Here is a 22,355-nt window from a genome sequence, read left to right as displayed (position 1 = left end):
ACCGACAGAATAAGTCGGCTTTTCTATTAGGATGCGGTCAGAGTTATCGCTCTCTAACTTTAGAGGCCTTGGATATACTGAGCATTTGTTCGAACTTCGACTAATCGATTTAAGTTCTCTCCAGCCTCTTCCATTCCACTAATCAGTCCCTCAAAGTATCGGATCAATTCAACTTTGTCTTGAACCTCTTTAGAACCAGCGCCAATGTTGGTCAGATCGATAAAGAACTCATCAAACAAATCAGAGAAGTCATGAACCGCATCTTGGTTTAAGAACTGTTCATGGTTGTAGATACTTGGGTAGCCACCTTTTTGCTTATCAACGGCAAAAGAGATGCCTTTTACGTTGGTGATCGTGGTCGCCTTCTCACATTTAAGCATGCAACCGGCTTCAATCGACGGCTTATTACAACCGACAGTTCTTTGGAAGAAACATTGACGGCTAGTCATCATTAAAATTGGATGATAGATGCTGTAGAAAAGCTTGAAGTTTTCTGGTCTGCGAATATGACGAATTTGACCTTTATTAATTTCGTTTGAAATGAACGCACCAGCACAATCTAACTCTTCTTTCAAAGTGATAAGCGCGTGCGAGTTTGTGGTGTTCATAAACGGACCAGCAACCCACTCAATACCCATTTCATACGCTTTGTACGCAATACCTGTGTTGTTAGTCACAATTCGAGCAGGCTTCACAGTTTCAAGAACACGCACCGCTTCGTCGTAATCTTTACCAATCAATACCGCAGGGAACCACGGAATTAAGCGCGGGTTCTCACTGAGAATATCAATGTACTTGTTGCAACGCTTCTTGAAACTTTCTGGCAACTTGAAGTAAATGTCGGCATCGGTAACGTCACATAGGTGCAAGTCTTCTACATCGGCGATGAGCATAGATAAAGTTGGCGTTTCATTGACTTTTGGATGCTGAACCAACGCTGGAACATCGACATGCTTAACCACATCAACTTTTCCATTTAGAAGAAACTCAATTTCGTCTTTTAAAGCAGAAACCTCACGCAGAGGAATTGCCAAACCTTCGTCTAGTTGATCAAACGCGTGTCCTTCAAGGCGGTGGACCGCACTTTTGATGGTTTTAAAGCGTTTCTTCAACATCTCTTCATCGATCGCTTTTTCGCCTGCAGCAGAAAGCAGCGACTCAGATTGTACAGAAAACGTCTCTTTATCCGAGCTTACTTTAACGACAAATGGTTGGCCTAACTTTGCAATAAATGAAAGTGTGACGGCTGTTTTGCTGATATCTAAGAATTCGATCTTTTTGCGCATCTCATCGCCAATTTCATTCTTAGAAGTGTAGAGATCGCTTGTTACTTCCTGAATTTGCACAACCGATATGGCTTCATTTTCTGATTTAGCTTTATCGATCGCGTAGTTAACACTGTTATCACGCGGGTTGTCGATAAACATATCTTTCGTTAGGTTTCCTTTAAGGAAAGAGTTGGTAAAGTCGCGGTTGAATACTTTATGTAGATTAGAGTCGTCTTCAATCAATAATCCACTCTCTACAAAACTATCGATCTGTTTGCGCCATGTATCAACAACGGTGTACACATAGTGCGCGCCCTTAATACGACCTTCTACTTTTAGAGAGTCAACTTGTGCGTCGACCAGCTCTGGAAGATCATAGTAGGCAGAGTTATCTTTTAGGTTAAGTGGGTATTTGTTACCCGCATCGGTAATCTCGTATTCATCTCGACACGCTTGGCTACAACGGCCGCGGTTACCAGAATTACCGACGCTAACTGAGCTTGAGTAACATTGACCAGAGAACGCAATACAGAGTGCGCCGTGCACAAATACTTCAGTAAGAACATCATGATCATGAGCCACTTGCGTAAGCATTTTGATTTCTGGCAAATTCAGTTCACGAGATAAGTTAACGCGTGTCGCGCCAATTTTTGAAAGGAACTTAATTTGACCTTCATTGTGCGTGGTCAATTGAGTTGATGCGTGAACATCGAGCGTTGGGAAATGTTTTTTCACCAGGTCAAAGAGACCGAGATCTTGCACTATGATGCCATCAACCTTGGTATTAACCAGTTGGTTGAGTAACTTGCTGATGCTCTTAATTTCATGTTCTAGAAGAACGATATTGAGCGTTAGGAAAACTTCACAACCGTATTCATGAGCGAGGCGAATAACACCGTTTAACTCATCCATTGAGAGGTTAGACGCTCGATTACGAGCATTGAATGTGTCAAGGCCGCAATAGACCGCGTTCGCTCCAGCCACTATAGCTGCTTTGATAGCTTCTACATCGCCACCTGGTGCCAGGAGTTCAATTTTTCTGCTCATTTTGAAATCGCTCATTGTTCTAGTGTTATAATTTTTTGAGCGCGTATTCTAACGAGATCACAGTTTTATTACCACTACTCTAGGTTTTATTGACCTGAGTCATTTCGCAAGTTCCGTCAGCATTTTGCTTCAAATCTAAACAAGTATATTCGAAAAGAAAAACAGCAATCAGATGATTGCTGTTTTTTGGTCAACACTGTCGATGAATATTGGCTTATTAATATTTGCTGATCAGTAACTGAGGATATTTTTGATGAGCGTTTCTGCTTCATCTAAGTAATGGCCACCAAACTGATTGTAATGGTTCAACAGGTGGTAGAGATTGTAGATGTCTTTGCGTTCAGAGTATCCAAAATCAAGAGGAAGAACACTCTCATAACCCTGATAGAATTCTGGTTGAAAACCACCAAACAATTCCGTCATCGCAATATCGCATTCTCTGTCTCCCCAGTAACAAGCGGGGTCATAACAAATAGGCCCAAAGGCTGAGTTAGCAACATTTCCATGCCATAAATCGCCATGAAGCAGTGAAGGGCGCGGTTTGTGATTTGATAGAAGATTCTTCACTGTTTCAGTAAATTCAGCAATATTAACCAGTTCAATCCCTTTTTCTCTGCAAAGCTGTAACTGCCATCCTATTCTCTGCTCTGCGAAAAATCGATGCCACTTTCTGTCCCACTTATTTGGTTGCAATGTTGAACCAATATAATTGTCTCGGTCATAGCCAAACTCTTTCTGCTCGCCCCATAAATGAAGCTCTGCGAGTTGAGTGCCGAATTTGTAGCTGTTCTTGTCGTCATCAAGTGGCTTAGTTGACAAATAGTTAAGCACAATAAAAGAATGATCTTTACTCGTTCCGGTTAAGATAAGCTCGGGAATGTATACTGTAGAGGTCGCGCGCAGTGATTTAATGTTGTCAGATTCAATTAAGTACTTATTGATGAAACTACGCTCGTTGGTTTTTACAAAGTAGCGCTGTTCACCATCAGTAATCATATAGCACTCACTAATGTCTCCACCTTTCACTTTTGTGCGTTCGACAATAGTGAAGTTAAACATAAGAGTGTCAGACAGTTGTTCTGTTAACGCTTGCCACATAGTAAAAATCCTTGAGATAAGTACTTATTTATAGACAGTTTAGGACAATAAAGTTGGCTTTTCTGGCTTGGTTTTCAAGAAATAGGACAAAAACACGACATTTTACTGTAAAAGTAATGAAGTGTGAGGTTAAACAATGACGCTCATAAAGCGTAGCCCCAAAATAGAGGAATACGGCTAGATATTCCTGATTTATGGCACTGTCATCACTCTAATTACTTTTGATATAAAACATTTAAAGAAGAATTTGATTAGTATTTGTTTTCGATTCGAATTCCTCTGTAATGGTTAGCTTTGTCATTAGTTCACGTTTAGGTGCGCTCATCGCTATAATCAGGTTGTTAAAACTTGTATAGTTGTCTTAATATTAGGGGAGAGTTTATTCTCAATGTACATAGCAACTCGGAGATTTTAGTGTGGTTGTAGAAACCGATGGATACTTAGCTTTAATAGAACATTTGGCATTCAATCTGGATGTATTCACCGCTAGAGATGGGGATACTGGAGCAGAGAGTGTTGAAGATGTCGCAACCGATATGGTAGCGAGCAACATTATGGCTATTTTTGATCAAAACCCAGAGTTGCATTCTAGTGTTCGATTTCAGCTGCTTAAAGAAGCTGATTCAGTCGTAGAAGATTTAGGTGAAGTACTTGCCGGTGTATGGGCAAAACCTGCGACCAACGAACAAATCACTTTCTTAGACGAATACATAGCACTCGTAAAAAACCTCTTCGATGTCGCTGTTGCCACTTACGATTAATTTCTTACCTTTTTATACCCTCGATTTATTCTCAGTTAATTTTAGGCGAGTGCGCTACTCGTCTAAAATGCCAAAATTTTGAAGCCCAATAGGGGTTATCTACCCGAGAAATTATCACTCCTTTTGACGTTGATGCATGTAGAAATTGACGATTTCCCATATAGACACCGACGTGCCGAGTCGTTCTAGACGTCTTAAAGAAAATTAAATCTCCCACCTCAGCGTCATTGTAGTTTACCGAAGCGCCAACTTTACTTTGGTGTTGCGTGGTTCTAGGTAAATCAACGCTCAAAGCATCACGGTATGCAATTTGTACAAATGCCGAACAATCAATGCCTTGAAATGTGTTCCCGCCCAAACGGTAAGGCACACCTTCCCATCGGTTGTAGACGGATAAGAATGAAGATTTGGTCTTTTCTTGGTCGTGAGTGAGCGTAGACGAGTAACCCGTGGCACTTGTGCTAGTTGATGAACTGGCACTGGATGTCGATGGGCTAGAGCATCCAGTGATTTGCGCGATAATTAAAGAAAACAGCAAAGCTGTATAAATTCTAGTCATTTGAAATACTAACGAAATAAAGTTGAAATTGATTTGTCATACTAAGGTCTTAGCATCCCTGTTAACAATGTCGTTATGCTAGCTAGACAACCCCATGAATAATAAAAGAAACAAATCACCATCTATATCATTGGTGCAAACGATCAATGTCGTGTTCATCATCATACTACTATTAATCAGTCTTTTTTCTTTTACCAGTTTTAAAAGTGTCGAACGAGTCGGTTCTGAGTTTAGTGTGTTATCAGACGAAGCGCTGCCGTTGGCAATCAATAATGCCAACTTGACTCAAACAATTTTAGAACAAGTAAAAAGGTTAAGTTACGCCACTCAAGTGACGACTTTAGAACAGTTACAACATGATCAAATTGGAATAGAAGAACTTATCGCAGAAAGCAATCTATTAGTAGGCGAGGTAAGTCAGCGTTTTGCCAGTTTAACAACAGAAGGAACTACCCCTTCGACTGACAGCAAAGATAATCAGCTGGAATCTGACGCTGTCAGCTTACCTTCGTTAATACAGCAACTTAATTCAGTAACTTTCGAAGTTTTAAATTCTCAAAGAGGATTACTTGAACAACAAGCTGTCATAGACAAGCAAGTTCCTTCGTTTCGTTACGGGCTTAGTTCTCTTGGTCCTGAAATGAATCGTATTGCTTCATTTCTATCTACTGACAACCCTTTGTCTGCAGACGCAGCAAATCGCTTTATTTCGAGTGCCAGTGCGCTTGAAAGCTTTTTCTTACTCCTAGTCATGCAAAAGGACATGGAAAAAGCAAAGGATGAGTATCAAGAGCTAAGATATCGACTCTCGAGCATCAACCTTGCTTATGATGAATTTAAAGACTGGCACCCAGATATTGTTGAATTCGCAAGTTTGATTACGTCCTATGAGATGGTGAAAGAGGGCTTCGAAGCGAATGGGATTCTACCCAATGTTCTAAAAAGGTTAGAGCTTGTTCATGAACAAACAGCGCTTGTCGAGCAGGTAACCATGCTTGCAAATCAAACGATTGAAAATTTGGACGCTAACTCTCAAGCAGCGATGATCCTTATTGAGCAACGCGAAAACGCGGTGAACACCACAATCTCAAATACTTTTTATCTACTCATTTTGATTGGTTCTATCATTGCTCTTGTCATCGTGGGTTTTGGGATTGGTATCCGCGGGTGGTTAAACCGCAGTTTGAAAAATGTTAAACAACACCTAACATTGATGGCCGATCACGATTTATCTTCCAGTGTGCCAATGGTTGGCCCGTTTGAATTTCAAGAAGTCGCTCGTAAGCTAAACCAGGTAATTGATTCCACGAAAGAATCTATATCAGTGGTCACGAGAAACTGTGAAACCTTATACCAGACAGCAGAAATCAGCTACGACGCTGCTGAGAGCTCGAGTAAGACCCTTATCAAACAGAATGAATCTCTCGCCAACATGGTCACGACAGTGACGGAGCTTGAAGCGTCAATAAAAGAGATTTCAAATATCACCAGTGAATCCTTTAAAGATTCTCGTCATGCCAGTGAACAATCGAACCGAGGCTTAAAAGCCGTTGATCAAAACAGACAACGCCTTGAGAAACTTGAACAAACACTAGACATCAATGAGTCGGCCATGGTTGAACTTGATCATCGTGTTAAGCAGATACAAGAGATGGTTGAGCTTATTTCGGGCATTGCGGATAACACTAATTTACTGGCATTAAATGCTGCGATAGAAGCGGCAAGAGCAGGGGAGCAAGGCCGTGGTTTTGCCGTCGTCGCCGATGAAGTTCGTCAACTCGCGAGCGGCACCTCGCAGCAGACAGAAAATATTCGAATTAAGATGAATCAACTGATCGCTGCTGCACAAAAATCACGAGAAGCCGTTGAAGAATCGCGCCGTGAGATGGTATCCGCACTGGCTTCAAGTGAAGAAGTGAAATCGACATTTGGTGACATAGAAAGTGCAGTCAACGATATTCAAGCGCGTGTTGAGCAGGTCACCATCGCTACCGAAGAGCAAGAGCGTGCGACGAGTGATGTGAGCGAATCCATTTCCAACATTTCACTGCAGGGCGAAGAGACCAAATACCAATTGAACTCAATGGTTGAAAGCTCTGAGCAAGTGGCCGAAATAGCCGGTCACCAACAAGCTATGCTACATAAATACGTGCTTTAGTGGCATCTTAACCACTGTATTTTGCCGGTCTTATACATCTGCATTAAAAGCAGCACTTACGCTTAGCACTAGCATTTAGCACTTAACCTAACGCTGACTCAGCTTTTTCTGAAAGGCTGAGTCAGCATTTTGTCCAACCATTGCTCTCTCGCCCCTTTGAAAATGGGCAATCCAATCACCATATCATCGTGACCCAATTTAGGTTGGGCCGTATACGTTTTAAACCAGCGATCCCAAACAGATAGAAAGAAGCCGAAATTCGAATGCGTTTCTTTCACAATGACGGAATGATGCACTCTGTGCATATCGGGCGTTACAATCCATTTCCTAACGAGTCGATCTGCTGAAGGGTAGAGTCGAGCGTTGCTGTGGTTAAACATTGCGCTCACGTTGAGTATGATTTCAAAAACGATGACGGCGGTCGGTGGAATACCAAGTGCCATTACCACGCCCATTTTGATCAGCATGGATAAAATGATCTCAATTGGGTGAAAGCGCGCACCAGTGGTCATATCAATGTCTTGGTCAGCATGGTGCACTCGATGCAAACGCCAAAGTATAGGTACTCGATGGAAAAGGACGTGCTGATAATAAATGGCGAAATCCAAAATAAGAATGGAAATAAACAGCATGACAACTAATGGAATAGAGAACTGATTAAACAGCCCTATACCATTATTCATGGCGTAATGTGCCGCCTGATAAGCCACAATGGGCAAAAGCAGTGACACAAGAATGCTACTTATTGAAATCAGTGCGAGATTGTTTGCCCATCGTGTGAGCTTGTTTTGTGTGAGTCCTTTTTTCGGTGCTAGCCACTCCCAAGTTGCACATAATACAAACGTTAAGACGAAAAATACCAATCTCAATAACTCATGGTCCATTTAATTGACTACCTTAGTGATGCCGCGCTTTGCTTCTTATCGTACTGTAAGTACAATGCCGTCAACATTCTAGTACTAATCCATTATCATGAGAATCCACGCCTTTCATCGCCTTTATCAGCATCGACAAAGCCTGTCTACACGTACGTTCAAAGCACGTGGTGCAAAGGTATCGCGTTGTGAATATTGCCAAGTCGCAACCAAGCATTGTCTTTGTGATTACCAGCCAAGCGTAGACACTGGCGTTGCAGCTATGTTGATCGTGTCAGAAAATGAAGTGTTTAAGCCGAGTAACACGGGTAGATTGATTGCAGACGTTGTACAAGAAACCAGCGTGTATCAATGGAATCGCACCGAGCCTGAACAAGAGATGCTCGACATGCTTTGTGATCCTAACTACTTTCCTATGGTGGTTTTTCCTGAAGAGTATGTCGATGATAAATCACGCCTTATTGAAGAATCTGAATCACATGCAAAACTGGTAGACAATAAAACGCCACTATTGATATTTATTGATGGCAGCTGGAGAGAAGCTAGGAAAATATTCCGTCGTTCAGAATATTTGCAATCGCTTCCCGTTTTCTCTATCAAACCTGATTCAGTTTCTCAATATATGATGAGAAAATCTGATAATGAAGACCATTTGTCGACGGCTGAAGTCGCCGCCATTGTATTAGAAAAAGTCGGTGAGCAAGAAGCAAGTCGTGTACTTGAAATGTGGTTTGAGACCTTTAAGGAGAGCTATTTGCTAACCAAAACAAGGTTGAAACCTGATCTTTCGAAACCGGCGTTGAAACGTTTCCTCAAAGAGTTGAATTTCGAGAGCCAACTCTAAGAAATATGAATTTCGTTCGTTAGACATGGCTTGTTGCATGAAGTCTATAAATAAATAAGTTCCAGGTCACGGTTTGTAGGCTGAGGTATGTGGATAATGCAACAAGAATAATTTTGAGCTCCGATTTTGGGCTCTACTAAGGAGAGAATTTCATGTATTACGGCTTTGATATGGGCGGCACTAAGATTGAATTTGGCGCTTTTGATCAGAACTTGGAAAGAGTCGCAACAGAACGTGTACCAACACCGACTGAAGATTATTCACTGTTAGTCAAAACCATCGCCGATCTGGTTAAAAAATACGACCAACAGTTCAATTGTGAAGGCAAAATCGGTCTAGGTTTCCCTGGCATGGAAGACGCTGACGACGGAACCGTTCTTACTGTGAATGTCCCAGCGGCAAAGGGTCAGCCATTGCGCGTCGATCTTGAAAAAACACTGGGTCGCAGCGTGAAAGTTGAAAACGACGCAAACTGTTTTGCACTTTCTGAAGCATGGGATGAAGAATTAAAAGATGAGCCGAGTGTCATGGGGCTTATCCTTGGAACAGGATTTGGTGGCGGACTTATCTATGATGGTAAAGTGTTCGGCGGCCGAAACAACGTTGCTGGTGAAATTGGCCATACGCGCCTTCCTATCGATGCATGGTTCCACCTTGGTGAAAACGCGCCTTTGCTTGACTGTGGTTGTGGCAAAAAAGGGTGTTTAGATAATTACCTGTCTGGCCGTGGTTTTGAGTTGCTTTATGAGCACTACTACGGCGAGAAAAAGAAAGCCGTCGAGATCATTAAGGCAAATGAAAGTGGTGATGCTAATGCCGTTGAGCATGTTGACCGCTTTATGGAATTATTAGCCATTTGTTTCGCGAACATCTTCAGTGCTAACGATCCACATGTTGTTGCATTGGGTGGTGGTTTGTCTAACTTCGAGCTTATCTATGAAGAGATGCCGAAGCGTGTGCCAAAGTACCTATTATCTGTTGCGAAGTGTCCTAAGATCATTAAAGCGAAGCACGGTGATTCAGGCGGTGTTCGCGGTGCGGCGTTCCTTAACATCAAATAATAGAACGAGAAATCCAATTTAAAAAAGGCTTGCAGATGCAAGCCTTTTTCTTCTTTAGCGTATCGATTTGGATGCCCAAATCTACATGCGATTACTTCTCGCCAACACCTAAATTGTCTTTTTTCTTCAGTGTGATTTTTCCAAAGCCTAGCTTTTGAAAGTGGTTATCACGGTAGTTTCGAACGGCTTTAGTGTCTGAAACGGCTTCTATTTGTTGTTCCATTTTTAAAAACGCAGTTAAATCAATCCCTTCAGCTTCAGCGACGGCTTCGTGAATATTACGATGTTTCTCATACGAAAAAGTTAACTCTTTCGCTTCGTCTTTATAGGTATAAAGAATTGTACGGACCATAGTGATTACTCTTAAAAAGGCTCAGATAGAGACCTTTAGCAATGAGGCTACTCTGTAAAAAGTAAACTCAGAAAATGGATTTAGGCTTGATCAGTCAGCCAATCAAGCCATTTGGGCTAGATTCTGCCTTGTAGAGGAATAATTGTCACGCTTTCTCCAATTTTTACTGTGTCGACAGAAGGAGAAACCTCAATCAAACAGTTCGCTTCACTCATCGAACGTAAGATTCCAGATCCTTGTTTTCCGGTCGTTGAAACCTTTAGTTGCCCTTGGCTGTCAATCGAGTAAACGCCACGGCTAAACTCTGTTCTACCCATTCGAGATCGCAAAGGCTCTGACGCGACAGCTTGAACTTTAAGTGGCAACCAACCTTGTTGTCCTTGCATTTTTCGAATCGCAGGCTCAACAAAGTTAATAAACGAGACCATAACTGCGACTGGGTTTCCAGGCAAACCAAAGAAAGGCTTGTCATTAATATGACCGAAGGCGAGGGGCCTACCTGGTCGCATGTTGATTCTCCAGAAATCGATACTCCCAAGTTGCTCTAACGCCAACTTGATATAGTCTGCATCCCCGACAGATACACCACCTGATGTCAGTATAAGATCAGCTTGTTGGGCTGACTTTTCCAACGCATCAATCATTACTTGTTGGTTATCTTCTAAGATTCCAAAATCGATAACCTCACAACCTAATCTTTCAAGCAGCCCAATCAAAGTAAAGCGATTCGAATCATAAATTGTATTGTCTTTTTGATCACTTCCAGGTGCTTGCACTTCGTCTCCCGTTGAAAAAATCGCGACACGAAGTGGCCGTTGCACGTCGCATTGAGCGAAGCCAAGTGATGCAAGCATACCCATTTCCGGTGATTCAATCCGAGTTCCTTCAGCGAATACAACCTGACCTTTCGAGAGGTCTTCGCCTGCTTGACGTACATTTTGCCCTCGTTTAATCAGAGCACCGACAAAGGTGACAGTGTCGCCTTTGTCGGTCGCTTGCTCTCGCATCACCACGGTGTCTGCGTTAAGGGGAGTCGGAGCGCCCGTCATAATCTTAACCGCTTCACCTAATTGGAGAGGTTTGTCATAAGAGTATCCAGCGAGTATTTCACCAACTACGTGGTACTCATCGCGCTCCAAATCGTCACCCCTGATGGCGTAACCATCCATCGCGGAGTTAGTATACTGCGGAACATGAATAGGAGAGGTGATGTTACTTGCAAGCACACGACCATAGGATTTTTCCACGGGTAAGGTTTCGATACCCTCGGTTGAAGAAACCTTCGAGAGAATTTTGTCTTGGCCTTCTTGTACTGATAAGAAAGCTGGAGACATAATATCGCAGCAACTCGACGCTGGCTTCTGTACTTCAGCTGTCGGTTGTTTTGTCCCATTATGATCGGCCACATAATCTAAGATGTACTGGCAAATGCCTTCAAGATCATTGATGTTGATTTGGGGAAGTAGGCTGTCCACTTTAGTATCGGCGGCAATAGCCACAATGTTGCTGTCGTGTGGGTATAGCCAAGGTTTGCCCACTTCTTCGCGATGGAGTTCGATCTTAGGAAAAGCAATGTTCTTGCAGCCTTCAACCAAAATAAGGTCTAGTTTTGCAGCATCAAATCGGGTAAGCAGGTAATCAAATTCAGCTTCACTCTCGGGTGTTTCAGTCATCAATGCATGGCGGTTTCGAGATGAGATGAGCATTTGAGAAGCGCCGGCTTTACGTAAGCGATGGCTGTCTTTTCCTGGCTTATCGACATCAAAGTCATGATGAGCATGTTTTAGCACGCCCACTCGGATCCCCGCCTCAACAAGCTTTGGTAGTAACGCTTCTAGTAGTGTTGTTTTTCCCGTTCCAGAATAAGCAGCAAACCCTAAAAGAGGGAGGTGAAGTTCGCGTTGTATCATGATGTTAGCACTCCAAACTGCTTGAGTTCTTCTGGTGTATTGAGGTTGAGGAAACAATCCGGTGAATCGCTGAAATCAATGTATTCAGTTCGACACTCTTTATAAAGGAGAATGATTTTTCTGTCGCCACGCTCTAAAAACGCATCGAGCTTATTAAGAACGCGCTTATTGAACATAGTGAACACTGGTTGCTTGTATTCACCATCGTGGGCAACCAATATATCGACATCTTCTGTTATCGACATGCAAAAGCGCTCGACCAAATCGTTATTGATCATAGGGCTGTCACAGGGAACAAAACCGACCCAATCACTTGTCGCATTCAGTAGCCCCGAATGAATTCCTCCTAACGGGCCAGGGTAACCTTCAAACTGATCAGAAACGACCGGAGCAATTTGCTCGTAAACCGATAAATTTCGATTCGCATTGATCGTTATGTTCTTAGTCTGCGGTAATAGGCGATCAAATACGTGCTGAATAAGAGGCTTATCATTAAGAGCGATCAGCCCTTTATCTTGACCACCCATTCGAGTGGCTTGTCCTCCAGCTAATATAACCCAACTAGTTTGCGTTGGTTTTAACATAGGTTTTCTCTTGTTCTAAGTCGGTAATTATTTGCAATATTGGCGATTCCAATAGGGTTGAATCCTTAATCCACCACTGCTTGCGACATAACTGAGTCAAAGCATTGGTTTGGTGACTGGTGATCACCAAGCTAGAGCCTCTTTCAATCAAATCTTTGGCCATCACAACCAAACGCTGAATAGATTCTTGGTCTAATGAGGCACTGGGTTCGTCCATTAACAATATTGATGGCTTTAGTATCCAAGCCCGAGCCATGGCCACGCGTTGCTTTTCACCGCCAGATAATACCGATATATGTTCATCAGCTAAAGTTTCTAAACCAACCATTCTTAAGGCTGTGATGACTTGCACACGTTTGTCCATCTGAGACTGTTTCTGAAAGCGTATCCCGTACACCACATTTTGATAAACGGTGCCATCAAACAGGTAAGGTGACTGATGCAAATAGATAACGTCTTTGTGTCCAACACAAGTTAGCCTCTGCATCCATCGGCGGCTTGGTAAATGAATCTTTCCCGAACTTGGTTTTATCAACCCTGACAAAATCTTTAGCAAAGTTGTTTTACCGACGCCATTGGCGCCTTTGAGATAGATAACATCGCTTGGCCCGATAGAGAGCTCTGGTATATGAAAAAGAACGCGGTCTTTAAAGCGCATTGAAAGTTGTTCTGTCGTTATTTTTATAGTCATACAACCTCGTTAGGTACGTAAATACCCTTTGCCGCGCATAATCGACAAAGATGAGTTGAGTGCAAGAGCGAGCGTGAGTAATACGATGCCTAGAGCAACACCTTGTGCGAACGCGCCTTTATGGCTTTCCATAGCAATAGCAGTGGGGATGTTGCGCGTGAGCCCCATAATGTTGCCACCGACCATCATCGAGCAGCCAACTTCCGTCACAATGCGAGAAAAGGCAGCAACAACCGCAGCCATCAGTGGAAAACGCAGTTCCCACATTACCGTCAACGCAACGCGGTATAGCGAAACACCAAGAGTGATGGATGTTTCAACAGAGCGTCTATCACTTGATTGCAGGGAACCGTGCATCATCGAAACCAATACAGGAAAGCAAATCAGCATCTGCCCAATGATCATTGCTCGTTGACTAAATAGAAGCTGCAGATCGCCAAGTGGCCCAGAACGAGAGAGCATCATATAAAGCAGTAAACCAATGACGACTGTTGGAATGGCCTGAAGGGTGTTGATCAGCGAAAGCAATATCCATTTGCCTCTAAATTCGGTGTACGCAAGGAAGAACGAACACAAAATAGCGGGGATCAAGACAATAGATATCGCTGACAAAGAAACACTAAAGGAGACCGCAACGATCTCCCATAATTCAGTGTCTAGGCTCACTAACAGCGCCAATGCTTCTAATGTTGTTTGCCAAAGGCTCATTTTACAGATGCCCTCGTTAAGCAAACCATCACGCAACAAAAGAAAGCCGATATTAAATCGCAGCGCCGAGTACTAAATGCGTTCATCTCAATTCTATTCTGCATTGGCAACAAATAGCTGCTTGCCGTTCAACTTAAATGTATTGATCAGTGTTTGACCCTTTGTATCGACAAGCCAGTCACTGAAAACTTTAGCGCCTTCATGGTTTATGCTTGGGTAGCGTTCTGGATTGACGAGTATCACTTGATACGGGTTAAACAAAGCGCTGTCGCCTTGAAACAAAAGAGAGAGATCCAGCTTATTGTTGTATGCAAGCCAGGTGCCTCGGTCGGTCATTGTGTAGCCTTGCATTTCAGAAGCCATGTTCAGTGTTGGCCCCATACCTTGCCCAACAGAGCGATAGCCGCCGAAATCTGGTTCTATTTCAGTTTGCTCCCAAAGTCCTTTCTCTTTTTTATGTGTGCCAGAATCATCTCCGCGAGAAATAAACGTCGCGTCCAACGAGGCTATTTTACGAAAAACCGCAATAACACTTTTTTCGCTCTCCACTTTTGCAGGGTCAGCTTTAGGTCCGACAATCACGAAGTCGTTATACATAAGTTTCTTAGGCTCAATACCGTAACCGTTCGAAACAAAATCTGCCTCAGCTTTTGGCGCATGAGTCATAACAAGATCCACATCGCCATTTTCGCCCATTTTTAAAGAGCGCCCAGTACCCGCCGCCACGACATCAACTTTATAGCCTGTGTCTTTTTCAAATTCTGGCAACAGATAATTGAGCAACCCAGAGTGATAAGTACTGGTTGTGGTGGCGAGACGAACATGGGGAAGTTCATCGGATGCAATTGAAGCAAAACTGATCAAGCCCACAGTGAAAGCGGTCATAGCAGAAGGGAAACATTTCATATAATTATTATTCCGTTAATAGATAAAGCCGTTAGCCATTAATGACGTGTCACATGATATAGCAATTCAAATGCCAAGTTTTTGATCTACCATAACAGTGGTTTAACGCTCGTAACTGAGTTTATAAAGGGTTGATTTGTCTCTAAATCGAGTTTCTCTTTAGATTAAAAGAAGAAATTGTATGAGTTAGGACAAAATGTCGCATCTTCCTTAATAACCTTTTAAATAATGTTGGTACACTCTGTCCCACCTAATTTTACTTAGAGTCTTTCTATGTCTTCGCTATTAAGTGCAAAACCCTCTCAAAAATACGATGCCTTTTCCGTTCTCGTGGTCGATGACGAAATAGGAATGCAAACGATCCTTAAAAAGGCACTAGGTAAATGGTTCTCGACGGTGGAATGCGCAAACAGCATCGAAGAAGCGGAGACTCAAAGAACGGCGCATCATTTTGACCTTATCATTCTCGATATAAACCTTCCGGGCCGTTCGGGTATTGAATGGGAAGAAGCGTTTAATGACGCAGACAGACGATGTGACGTGATATTCATGACTGGCTACGCTGACCTTGATACCGCTATCAGCGCGTTAAAACTTGGGGCGAGTGATTTCATTTTGAAACCCTTTAATCTCGAACAAATGCTGCAAGCTGTTCAACGTTGCATGGAGAAAAGGCTTGCTGAACGCATGAATTACGCGCTTCGTCGAGATGCAGCTCGTCATTCCACAACGGCTATTATTGGACAGTCAGAAAAGACAGCACTGATGAAACGCATGATTGGGCAGTTCGCGCCTTCTAAAGCGTCGGTTTTGATTGAGGGCGAATCGGGAACAGGTAAGGAACTAGTCGCTCGTGGGGTTCATCAAGCCAGTGAACGTCAAGGACCATTTATTCCAGTGAACTGCGGGGCAATCGCGCCCGACCTTTTAGCCAGTGAGTTATTTGGCCACACTGCAGGGGCGTTCACTGGCGCTAAGAAAAGTAAAGAAGGGCTCTTTCGCGTAGCCAATGGAGGAACACTGTTTCTTGACGAGATAGGTGAAATGCCGCTCGCGATGCAAGCGTCTCTATTGCGAGTGCTAGAACAAAAAGCGATAAGACCCGTAGGCAGTGAAAGAGAGATCAATGTTGATGTGCGAATAGTCGCCGCGACGAATCGTGATTTGGAACAAGAGGTAAAAAATGGACGTTTTCGCTCAGATCTCTATTACCGATTAAACGTACTTAAAATCTCAGTCCCACCATTGAAAGAGCGAAAAGAAGACTTAAAAGAATTGGTACCGCATTTCATTCACCTTCTCTCTAATGAGCTTGGCATGCCAGCACCTAACTGGGCACACGAAGATATTTCAGCGCTAAGAGAGCATGATTGGCCAGGAAACATTCGAGAGCTGAAAAACTTGATTGAACGATGCATTCTCTTGGCTAAACCGCCGGCCCACTACTGGCGAGAACTCAATGGTGAACCTATACATCCCTCTGTTCTTAGTTCTAGTGATTTTCCGCTAGATAGTGAGCCTATGTCTATATCTGAGTACAAAGAGTCTTTCTCGGATGGCTACCCTGAATCATGGTCATTAAAGCAGGTAGAACGTGCGCATATCATGAAGATTGTTGAGCTGCATGATGGAAACAAGTCCGCTGCCGCACGCGATCTCGGTGTTGCAAGGAAAACACTGGAAAGGAAATTTAAGGATTGGGCGATAGAGGAGTCAAGTTATGCCCAATAACCTCAGTTTTCTCGAAAAGTGGCGGTTTAGATTTCGTTCAATGGTGCGTTATCGGCTGCTCTTTCTTACCTCAGCACCCATCATTCTCACTTTAGTCGCGTTAATTGGTATCACCGTTTACTGGTCTATTCATTATACGTGGAACTCTACGTTAGTTGATGTTGAAGAACGATTGGGCTTTGCCAACAACAGCATATCGTTACTGCAAGAAAAGCAGGCAAACAATATCTCCTCTCTTGCTGAATCTTACGACTTTAGAAAACAGCTTGAAAATGAAAACCTCAACGTAACTACAAATCACGACATTGCAATCTGGGTGAGCAAACAGAAGGCGCGTTATGACCTCGATTTTCTCGCTTACTACTCAGTAGAAAATGATAGCGAGCTTAAAACTCGGTTACTTCATCAACTTAAGCGCAATCAATCAGGGCCTAATACGTTTTTTGATCGTATGTCAGCGGATGAACTACAAAGCTTTGGCCAAACGCTAAAACAGCAAGCTGAAATACAACGAATAGACACAGGTGACGTTCACACAGAAGGGCTAGTGAGCCGAACCGTACTGCCTATTTTTGATGAATTCGGTGGACTAATAGGGCATTTAGAAGGGGGGCTGCTGCTTAACAACAGCACAAATCTCGTCGACCAGATACGCGACCTCATTTATCCAGAAGATAATCATGATGAACGCAGACCCAAAGGGACGGTGACCATATTTCTTGATGAGCTTCGCGTCAGTACGAATGTTCCGCTTGATTCAGCCAAGCCAACTTCGAGTAGCGAACAGCCCATTCGAGCGATAGGCACCACGGTATCAAAAGAAGTGCATCAGAAAGTGCTTATTCAAGGAGAGAACTGGGTAGATCGTGCTTACGTTTATGATGACTGGTACATCACAGCCTACCGACCTATTAAAGACAGCCAAGATAAAGTGATAGGAATGCTCTACACCGGCTATTTAATTTGGCCGTTTGTAAAAGAGTACATGACCAACATTGTAGAAATCAGCATCATCACTTTATTGCTGTTACTTGGTTCGGGTTACCTTGTTTATCGTGGTTCGCGTGACCTTTTCCGCCCAATCGAACGCATTCATAAAGTGATTAAACTTGTTCAGCTTGGGAAAGATCAACGTATCGGTGAAATTGGGTTGAATGAGAAGCACGAACTTGCCCAATTAGCGAGACAGTTTGATTACATGCTCGATTCTTTGTATCAACGCAAACTTGAAATTGAACAAGCGGCGTCTGATCTAGAGCTTAAAGTCGCCAAAAGAACTGCAAGCCTTGAAGAAAAAACAGCTCAACTCGAACATCACATATCGCTGCTCAACCAAACCAGAGACAAGCTCGTTACCAATGAAAAGCTCGCCGCGTTGGGAGAACTGACTGCAGGTATTGCCCATGAAATTAACAACCCAACCGCTGTGATCCTTGGTAATGCAGAACTGATAAAATTCGAACTAGGAGAAGACGCAGAGTCAGTCAAAGATGAGCTTGCAACCATACTTGAGCAAATTGACAGAATTCGGAACATTACGCGAAGTCTGCTGCAGTACAGCAGGCAGGGTGGGATACAAGATGAAATCACTTGGGAGCACGTTAATCCTATCGTTGAAGAGAGCATCACGCTGGTTAAAACGGGATCTAAGAAAAAAGGCGTTTCTTTTTCGATTGATCTCAAAGCAAAAACCTCGGTCGGTGTCAATCGCCATCAGTTTTTACAGGTGTTAGTAAATTTGCAAATGAATGCCATCTACGCGATGGAAGGTTCGGGAGAACTTAGTATTTCTACCCTGGACTGGTATGAAAAAGATGAGTTAAAAGGCGCCGTCATCCATGTTCGCGACCAAGGGTGTGGCATTAACCCAGAACAGCTGAAACGAGTATTTGATCCTTTCTACACAACAAAGCGCGACGGTACGGGACTGGGTCTTTCGGTTTCACAAAGTATATTAAGCCAATCTGGTGGGGAGATCAGAGTGGAGTCAACACCGGGCGAAGGAAGTTGCTTTAGCGTTTATCTACCTAAAAGAGCGGAATTGGTTCAATGCGTGAACGTTGTAGCGAGTTAAGGTAGAAACCGTTAACGACTAACCAGCAAAAAAGGATGGTTTCTGCGCTATTCTCACTGCTCTAATAATTCAATAATAATACAGCTCACTAAAAGGAAGAGGCAGCATTAGAGCCTCTTCCACTTGCCCGTTCATTCAACACTAACCGCTAAGTATGAATCGCTATTACCTAAACACTAAACATTAAAAGAACATTGTCGTCTTCGCGTGTCATGCTGTGTGGTAAACATGTTGCGCGGTGTTGGATCAACAGTTATCGAACAAAAGGTTCCCTAATTACTCGTCAACGCAATCTTAGGTGCATTGATACCGTTCTTCTTAAACTCTTTCATCACTCGTAGCGTGATATCTGTTTCAAACAGTTTTTCGTAGCCTGTATCTACCACATAAGCCTTGCACGTCAGTTGGATAGCCAAGTAGTTCTCGGTGATGGTTTGTTTGACTAGCACGACGACAGGCTTTGGAAGGTGAATGTATCGACTCGAAGACGCCGCTTCCTGAATAAGGTTTCTTGCTAGCGTAATGTCTTCATCCATACCGATGTAAAAGGGGATCACCACCTGCATATCAAGTGCCCCATAGTTGCCGCTGACGGTCACTTCATTAAGAAACTTGTTGTTAGGAATCGTAATGATGTCGTCATTGAGTGTTCTCATGCGAACAGAGCGCAACCCAATCGTTATTATGTCGCCATAGTTACCCTCGAATGTGACGCGGTCACCGACTTGAAAAGGCCGATCAACCATGACGGTCATACCGGCAATAAACGAGGCGGCTAGGTCTTTTAGCGCGAACCCCACTGAAACAGCCAATGTGCCGCCTATCAACGTAAGTATCTGATCATTAATACGGAAGCTAATCATGAACACCAAGATTCCGGCACTCATATAGATAAAGAATTGCAGAAACGACTGAAGCTTTTGCAGCAACATTCGATACTGAACGAATTGGCCACCAATACTGACAACCATAGAATTAATAAACTTCAAAAGCAGCCAGGTCGCGGCAATAATAACAAGAGAGAAGAACACGCCGCTCCAGCGGATCAGGCTGGTAAACTGAGAGATGTTCTCCACATTCGCGAGTTCTTCCGTTGCCAAAACAGGTATGCTTAGAAACGATAAGGTAAGAATCCATAGTAATCGAGTCATGTTACTTCACCAGTAGATGTTGACGGTCTAAAACGTTCGTTATATGACGAAACCAATGATCGGAAACGCGGGCTTTGTCTTCGCTCCACTCTATAAATCCGCGACTTTGGAAATAGCGTAAAGTACCCGTGACTTCTGCAATACTCAGTTGAGTACACTCAGAAAGCTCTTCCGGAGAAGCCACTTCCAACTGAACAATCGAACGAATGACCGCGAGCATGGGCTTAGGCATTGACTCCAATTCTGTAGACTGTGGGGCGTTAAACAAGCGCACTTTCACTTGGTTGGTTTTTTTATCTCTATTGAGTGAGAGTCGGAAAAACCGTAAAGCAACCGTTGGGTTACCATCAGAGTAGTGCCAAAGTATTCGATAGAATCCTTTCTTTGCTCGCTCAGCTTCGGTTATGTCTTCTTGATCCCATTGCTTAGGCACGATCAACCCATCAAAGCTGACACCATGTTCTTCATTATGATTGATTCGGCTGTCGAGCAATTGTTGGATTTGTTGCTCATTCCAACGGGGCAGGAACGAAACCCAGTCAAACAACAAACGTTCACCTCGAGCTCGATCAACAAACCGCCAACTGGACTTTTCAATTGCCATAACCACACGATGATTCTTCTTAGATCGCCTCAGTAGGTTGGTGAGCTTTATTATTCCACTTAGTCCGCCCACCATGGGTTTAACTAATCTTTGAGCGTTGTCGACAGCGATTAAGAAATTGACGTCGCTTTTGCGTAAAAACGCGAGTATTTGAATCTCTGTGGCGGTTTCTTCGAGTCCAAGGCTCAGCGCGAGTAACTCAAGTAGTTCCTTGTAGCCCGAATAGGGACAATTGAGATAGATGGGTTCAGCATTATTAACCTTGTGTAAAACTGTGTTGATTAACGTCGTCACTCCAACACCTCGTTCACCTGACACCACACAAATGGCTGGGCTATCGCTTAATAGGTATTTTGACAGCACCTGTATTTCGTCGCTGGCATAGGGAATCAGAGTACTGTCATTATGACCAGGTAACACATATTTAAAGGCCTGATCGCCACGAACTCTGACTAAAGTGGAATTTGCGTCAATGCTTTCTGCCTGTTTCGCAACTTCAATTTTGAATAGATAAGCCAGTGCTTGACTAAAAAACGTAAATTGAGATAACGATGAAACCACGCGGTGCTGAAACGTGTGAGTCGCGACCCAAACAATCGCGAGCGCCGTGCCACCAATACTCAATATGAACGTATCTTTGTGTTTGATTGCCCAACTGAGCCACGCCGGTTTTTCAGACAAGGTAGACACTGTATTGAATACTGGCTCTCGCCACAGTCTAAGAACAGAGATAGACACCAAAACAAACCAAAGAACGATGGCACTGTATATCCAGTTGTATATTGTGGCTTGCCCGAGCGTTCTTAACGATATTTGTAAGATGACGCCCGCTGAAATGACACTCCATACAATTCTCTGAACGGTGGATAACCGTAGAGCAATCATTTCTGGGCTTGAGCGGCGGCTATTACGAAAAACGAACTCTAGAACGAAACTAATGGCGATTGAGCCACCGAGCACCCACCAAGTGAATATCTCAAGAAACACCAGATGTTGAAGGCTAGGGATGGTTGAAAGTATTCGCAATGAAAAAGTAATGGCAATTAACCAAGCAATAGCTTTATTGGCCCGACTGAGATACCAAATGCCGCGAATCCATATGGGTGGTTTAGAAGCGACCGCTAGTTGAGTGTCGTGGAAAAGGGCAATTAATCGAGTGCTATTCCTTAACCACCACATTAACAATGAATAGATAACGAGAACTTTAATCCCTACCCAAATCACTGGAACTGGCGAGATGAACAGATCATTGACAAACGTTTGAAAGCTACGCAATTGAAAATAGGCGAGGTATTCCAAATTGACTCTAACAAGCCTAAGTTCTTGCTTAAATTGTGTCACGCCATCCGGACCAAAACCAATTAAGCGATCCCTGGTTCTGTCTTTCGCGAGCGCTAACAACGCTTGTTTACTTTGGCTCAGGCTTTTGAGCGTTAAAAACGACGATTCTACACTTTTCCAATCTGACTCAGCTCGGTTTGAACGATAAGAACCTACCGCCTGGTTAAACGCCTTAATATGAACATTTTCCTGATTAAGCGTCGCGCCGAGTAATTGATCAACTTTACGAAAATCAGTACTGGACATAAAAATAGGATCTGGGAATGTGGCAATTTCATCTGTTATAGAAATTGCCGTGTCATCGACCGCTTGAACATCATCAAGCTCGTAGCTCCATTTGGCATGGGAAGAGAAAGACAGAGCAAGGCAAAGCACAGTCAGGCTGCGCAAAAGTAAACGCATATAAATCACTTATAACTTAGACATTTAGCTTTAAGTGTAGACACGTTTATCGTAAAGCGTTGAATAGGTTTACAATAAACCGTTCACTGTCAGGTTTATATCGTTCTTGGCACTCTACTGGCATTGCTGTTGGAATCGAGGAGTGAGAGAGCGCAGGTTAGGCGCAGTTAATTTTTTAGTTAAATGCTCGTGATCTTGCCTTTGTTCTTCTTGTGCAGATACATGAGTTC

18 protein-coding genes are annotated in these 22,355 nt (G+C 43.2%); 6 read left to right on the top strand and 12 right to left on the bottom strand.

Annotation, left to right across the window (positions count from 1 at the left end; translation table 11 throughout):
- Positions 1–59: 59 nt before the first annotated feature.
- The gene (locus BCU12_RS14775) at positions 60–2,315 is read right to left on the bottom strand and encodes a peptidase U32 family protein (RefSeq protein ID WP_102405022.1); all 2,256 of its coding nucleotides are present in this window, start codon (positions 2,313–2,315) and stop codon (positions 60–62) included.
- Between the two features lie 231 nt (positions 2,316–2,546).
- A complete protein-coding gene (locus BCU12_RS14770) occupies positions 2,547–3,413 on the bottom strand; it encodes a fructosamine kinase family protein (RefSeq protein WP_102405021.1) in 867 nt (288 codons plus the stop codon).
- Positions 3,414–3,829: 416 nt separating this feature from the next.
- Here BCU12_RS14770 and BCU12_RS14765 point away from each other — a divergent pair, with 416 nt between their 5' ends.
- Positions 3,830–4,174, top strand: a complete 345-nt coding sequence (locus tag BCU12_RS14765) for a DUF3802 family protein (RefSeq protein ID WP_102405020.1) — start codon at positions 3,830–3,832, stop codon at positions 4,172–4,174.
- Positions 4,175–4,205: 31 nt separating this feature from the next.
- Here BCU12_RS14765 and BCU12_RS14760 read toward each other — a convergent pair whose 3' ends face one another.
- A complete protein-coding gene (locus BCU12_RS14760) occupies positions 4,206–4,733 on the bottom strand; it encodes an NlpC/P60 family protein (RefSeq protein WP_102405019.1) in 528 nt (175 codons plus the stop codon).
- A 94-nt stretch (positions 4,734–4,827) separates the two neighbouring features.
- Here BCU12_RS14760 and BCU12_RS14755 point away from each other — a divergent pair, with 94 nt between their 5' ends.
- Positions 4,828–6,891, top strand: coding sequence for a methyl-accepting chemotaxis protein (locus BCU12_RS14755; RefSeq protein WP_102405018.1), 2,064 nt, complete (start codon positions 4,828–4,830; stop codon positions 6,889–6,891).
- Between the two features lie 98 nt (positions 6,892–6,989).
- Here the strand turns inward: BCU12_RS14755 and BCU12_RS14750 are convergent, their stop codons facing one another.
- Entirely contained in the window at positions 6,990–7,775 is a 786-nt protein-coding gene (locus BCU12_RS14750; RefSeq protein ID WP_102405017.1) for a sterol desaturase family protein, read from the bottom strand.
- Positions 7,776–7,863: 88 nt separating this feature from the next.
- Between BCU12_RS14750 and BCU12_RS14745 the strand changes: the two genes are divergently transcribed.
- Both BCU12_RS14745 and nagK read left to right on the top strand, forming a co-directional pair.
- Positions 7,864–8,610: a tRNA-uridine aminocarboxypropyltransferase gene (locus BCU12_RS14745; protein WP_102405016.1), complete on the top strand. Its 747-nt coding sequence runs from the start codon at positions 7,864–7,866 to the stop codon at positions 8,608–8,610.
- Positions 8,611–8,762: 152 nt separating this feature from the next.
- A complete protein-coding gene (gene nagK / locus BCU12_RS14740; RefSeq protein WP_102405015.1) occupies positions 8,763–9,671 on the top strand; it encodes an N-acetylglucosamine kinase in 909 nt (302 codons plus the stop codon).
- Between the two features lie 91 nt (positions 9,672–9,762).
- Here the strand turns inward: nagK and BCU12_RS14735 are convergent, their stop codons facing one another.
- The 6 genes from BCU12_RS14735 to BCU12_RS14710 all read right to left on the bottom strand — a co-directional run bounded on the left by BCU12_RS14735 (position 9,763) and on the right by BCU12_RS14710 (position 14,822).
- Complete coding sequence (locus BCU12_RS14735) at positions 9,763–10,023, bottom strand: DUF2960 domain-containing protein (RefSeq protein ID WP_102405014.1); 261 nt, start codon at positions 10,021–10,023, stop codon at positions 9,763–9,765.
- Positions 10,024–10,139: 116 nt separating this feature from the next.
- Entirely contained in the window at positions 10,140–11,930 is a 1,791-nt protein-coding gene (locus BCU12_RS14730) for a bifunctional molybdopterin-guanine dinucleotide biosynthesis adaptor protein MobB/molybdopterin molybdotransferase MoeA (protein WP_102405032.1), read from the bottom strand.
- Positions 11,930–12,517 carry a molybdenum cofactor guanylyltransferase MobA gene (gene mobA / locus BCU12_RS14725; RefSeq protein WP_102405013.1) on the bottom strand — a complete coding sequence of 196 codons (588 nt, stop codon included), beginning with the start codon at positions 12,515–12,517 and terminating at the stop codon, positions 11,930–11,932. Before mobA ends, BCU12_RS14730 begins: the two co-directional genes overlap by 1 nt.
- Entirely contained in the window at positions 12,495–13,208 is a 714-nt protein-coding gene (locus BCU12_RS14720) for an energy-coupling factor ABC transporter ATP-binding protein (RefSeq protein ID WP_102405012.1), read from the bottom strand. The genes mobA and BCU12_RS14720 overlap by 23 nt, the downstream gene beginning before the upstream one ends.
- A gap of 9 nt (positions 13,209–13,217) precedes the next feature.
- The gene (locus BCU12_RS14715) at positions 13,218–13,916 is read right to left on the bottom strand and encodes an ABC transporter permease (RefSeq protein ID WP_102405011.1); all 699 of its coding nucleotides are present in this window, start codon (positions 13,914–13,916) and stop codon (positions 13,218–13,220) included.
- Between the two features lie 93 nt (positions 13,917–14,009).
- Complete coding sequence (locus tag BCU12_RS14710; protein ID WP_102405010.1) at positions 14,010–14,822, bottom strand: substrate-binding domain-containing protein; 813 nt, start codon at positions 14,820–14,822, stop codon at positions 14,010–14,012.
- 273 nt (positions 14,823–15,095) lie between these two features.
- Here BCU12_RS14710 and BCU12_RS14705 point away from each other — a divergent pair, with 273 nt between their 5' ends.
- Positions 15,096–16,553 (top strand): sigma-54 dependent transcriptional regulator, encoded by a 1,458-nt coding sequence (locus tag BCU12_RS14705; protein WP_102405009.1) that lies wholly within the window; start codon positions 15,096–15,098, stop codon positions 16,551–16,553.
- Complete coding sequence (locus tag BCU12_RS14700; protein ID WP_241909842.1) at positions 16,543–18,627, top strand: cache domain-containing protein; 2,085 nt, start codon at positions 16,543–16,545, stop codon at positions 18,625–18,627. Before BCU12_RS14705 ends, BCU12_RS14700 begins: the two co-directional genes overlap by 11 nt.
- A 272-nt stretch (positions 18,628–18,899) precedes the next feature.
- Here the strand turns inward: BCU12_RS14700 and BCU12_RS14695 are convergent, their stop codons facing one another.
- Complete coding sequence (locus BCU12_RS14695; protein WP_102405008.1) at positions 18,900–19,778, bottom strand: mechanosensitive ion channel domain-containing protein; 879 nt, start codon at positions 19,776–19,778, stop codon at positions 18,900–18,902.
- Between the two features lies 1 nt (position 19,779).
- Entirely contained in the window at positions 19,780–22,125 is a 2,346-nt protein-coding gene (locus BCU12_RS14690; RefSeq protein WP_102405007.1) for an AAA family ATPase, read from the bottom strand.
- Between the last annotated feature and the right edge of the window lie 230 nt (positions 22,126–22,355).

Origin of the sequence: Vibrio sp. 10N.261.55.A7 (genome assembly GCF_002877365.1) — a bacterium.
Lineage (GTDB): Bacteria > Pseudomonadota > Gammaproteobacteria > Enterobacterales > Vibrionaceae > Vibrio.
The sequence above is the reverse complement of the archived record's forward strand: the minus strand, read 5'-3'. Positions and strand labels throughout refer to the sequence as shown.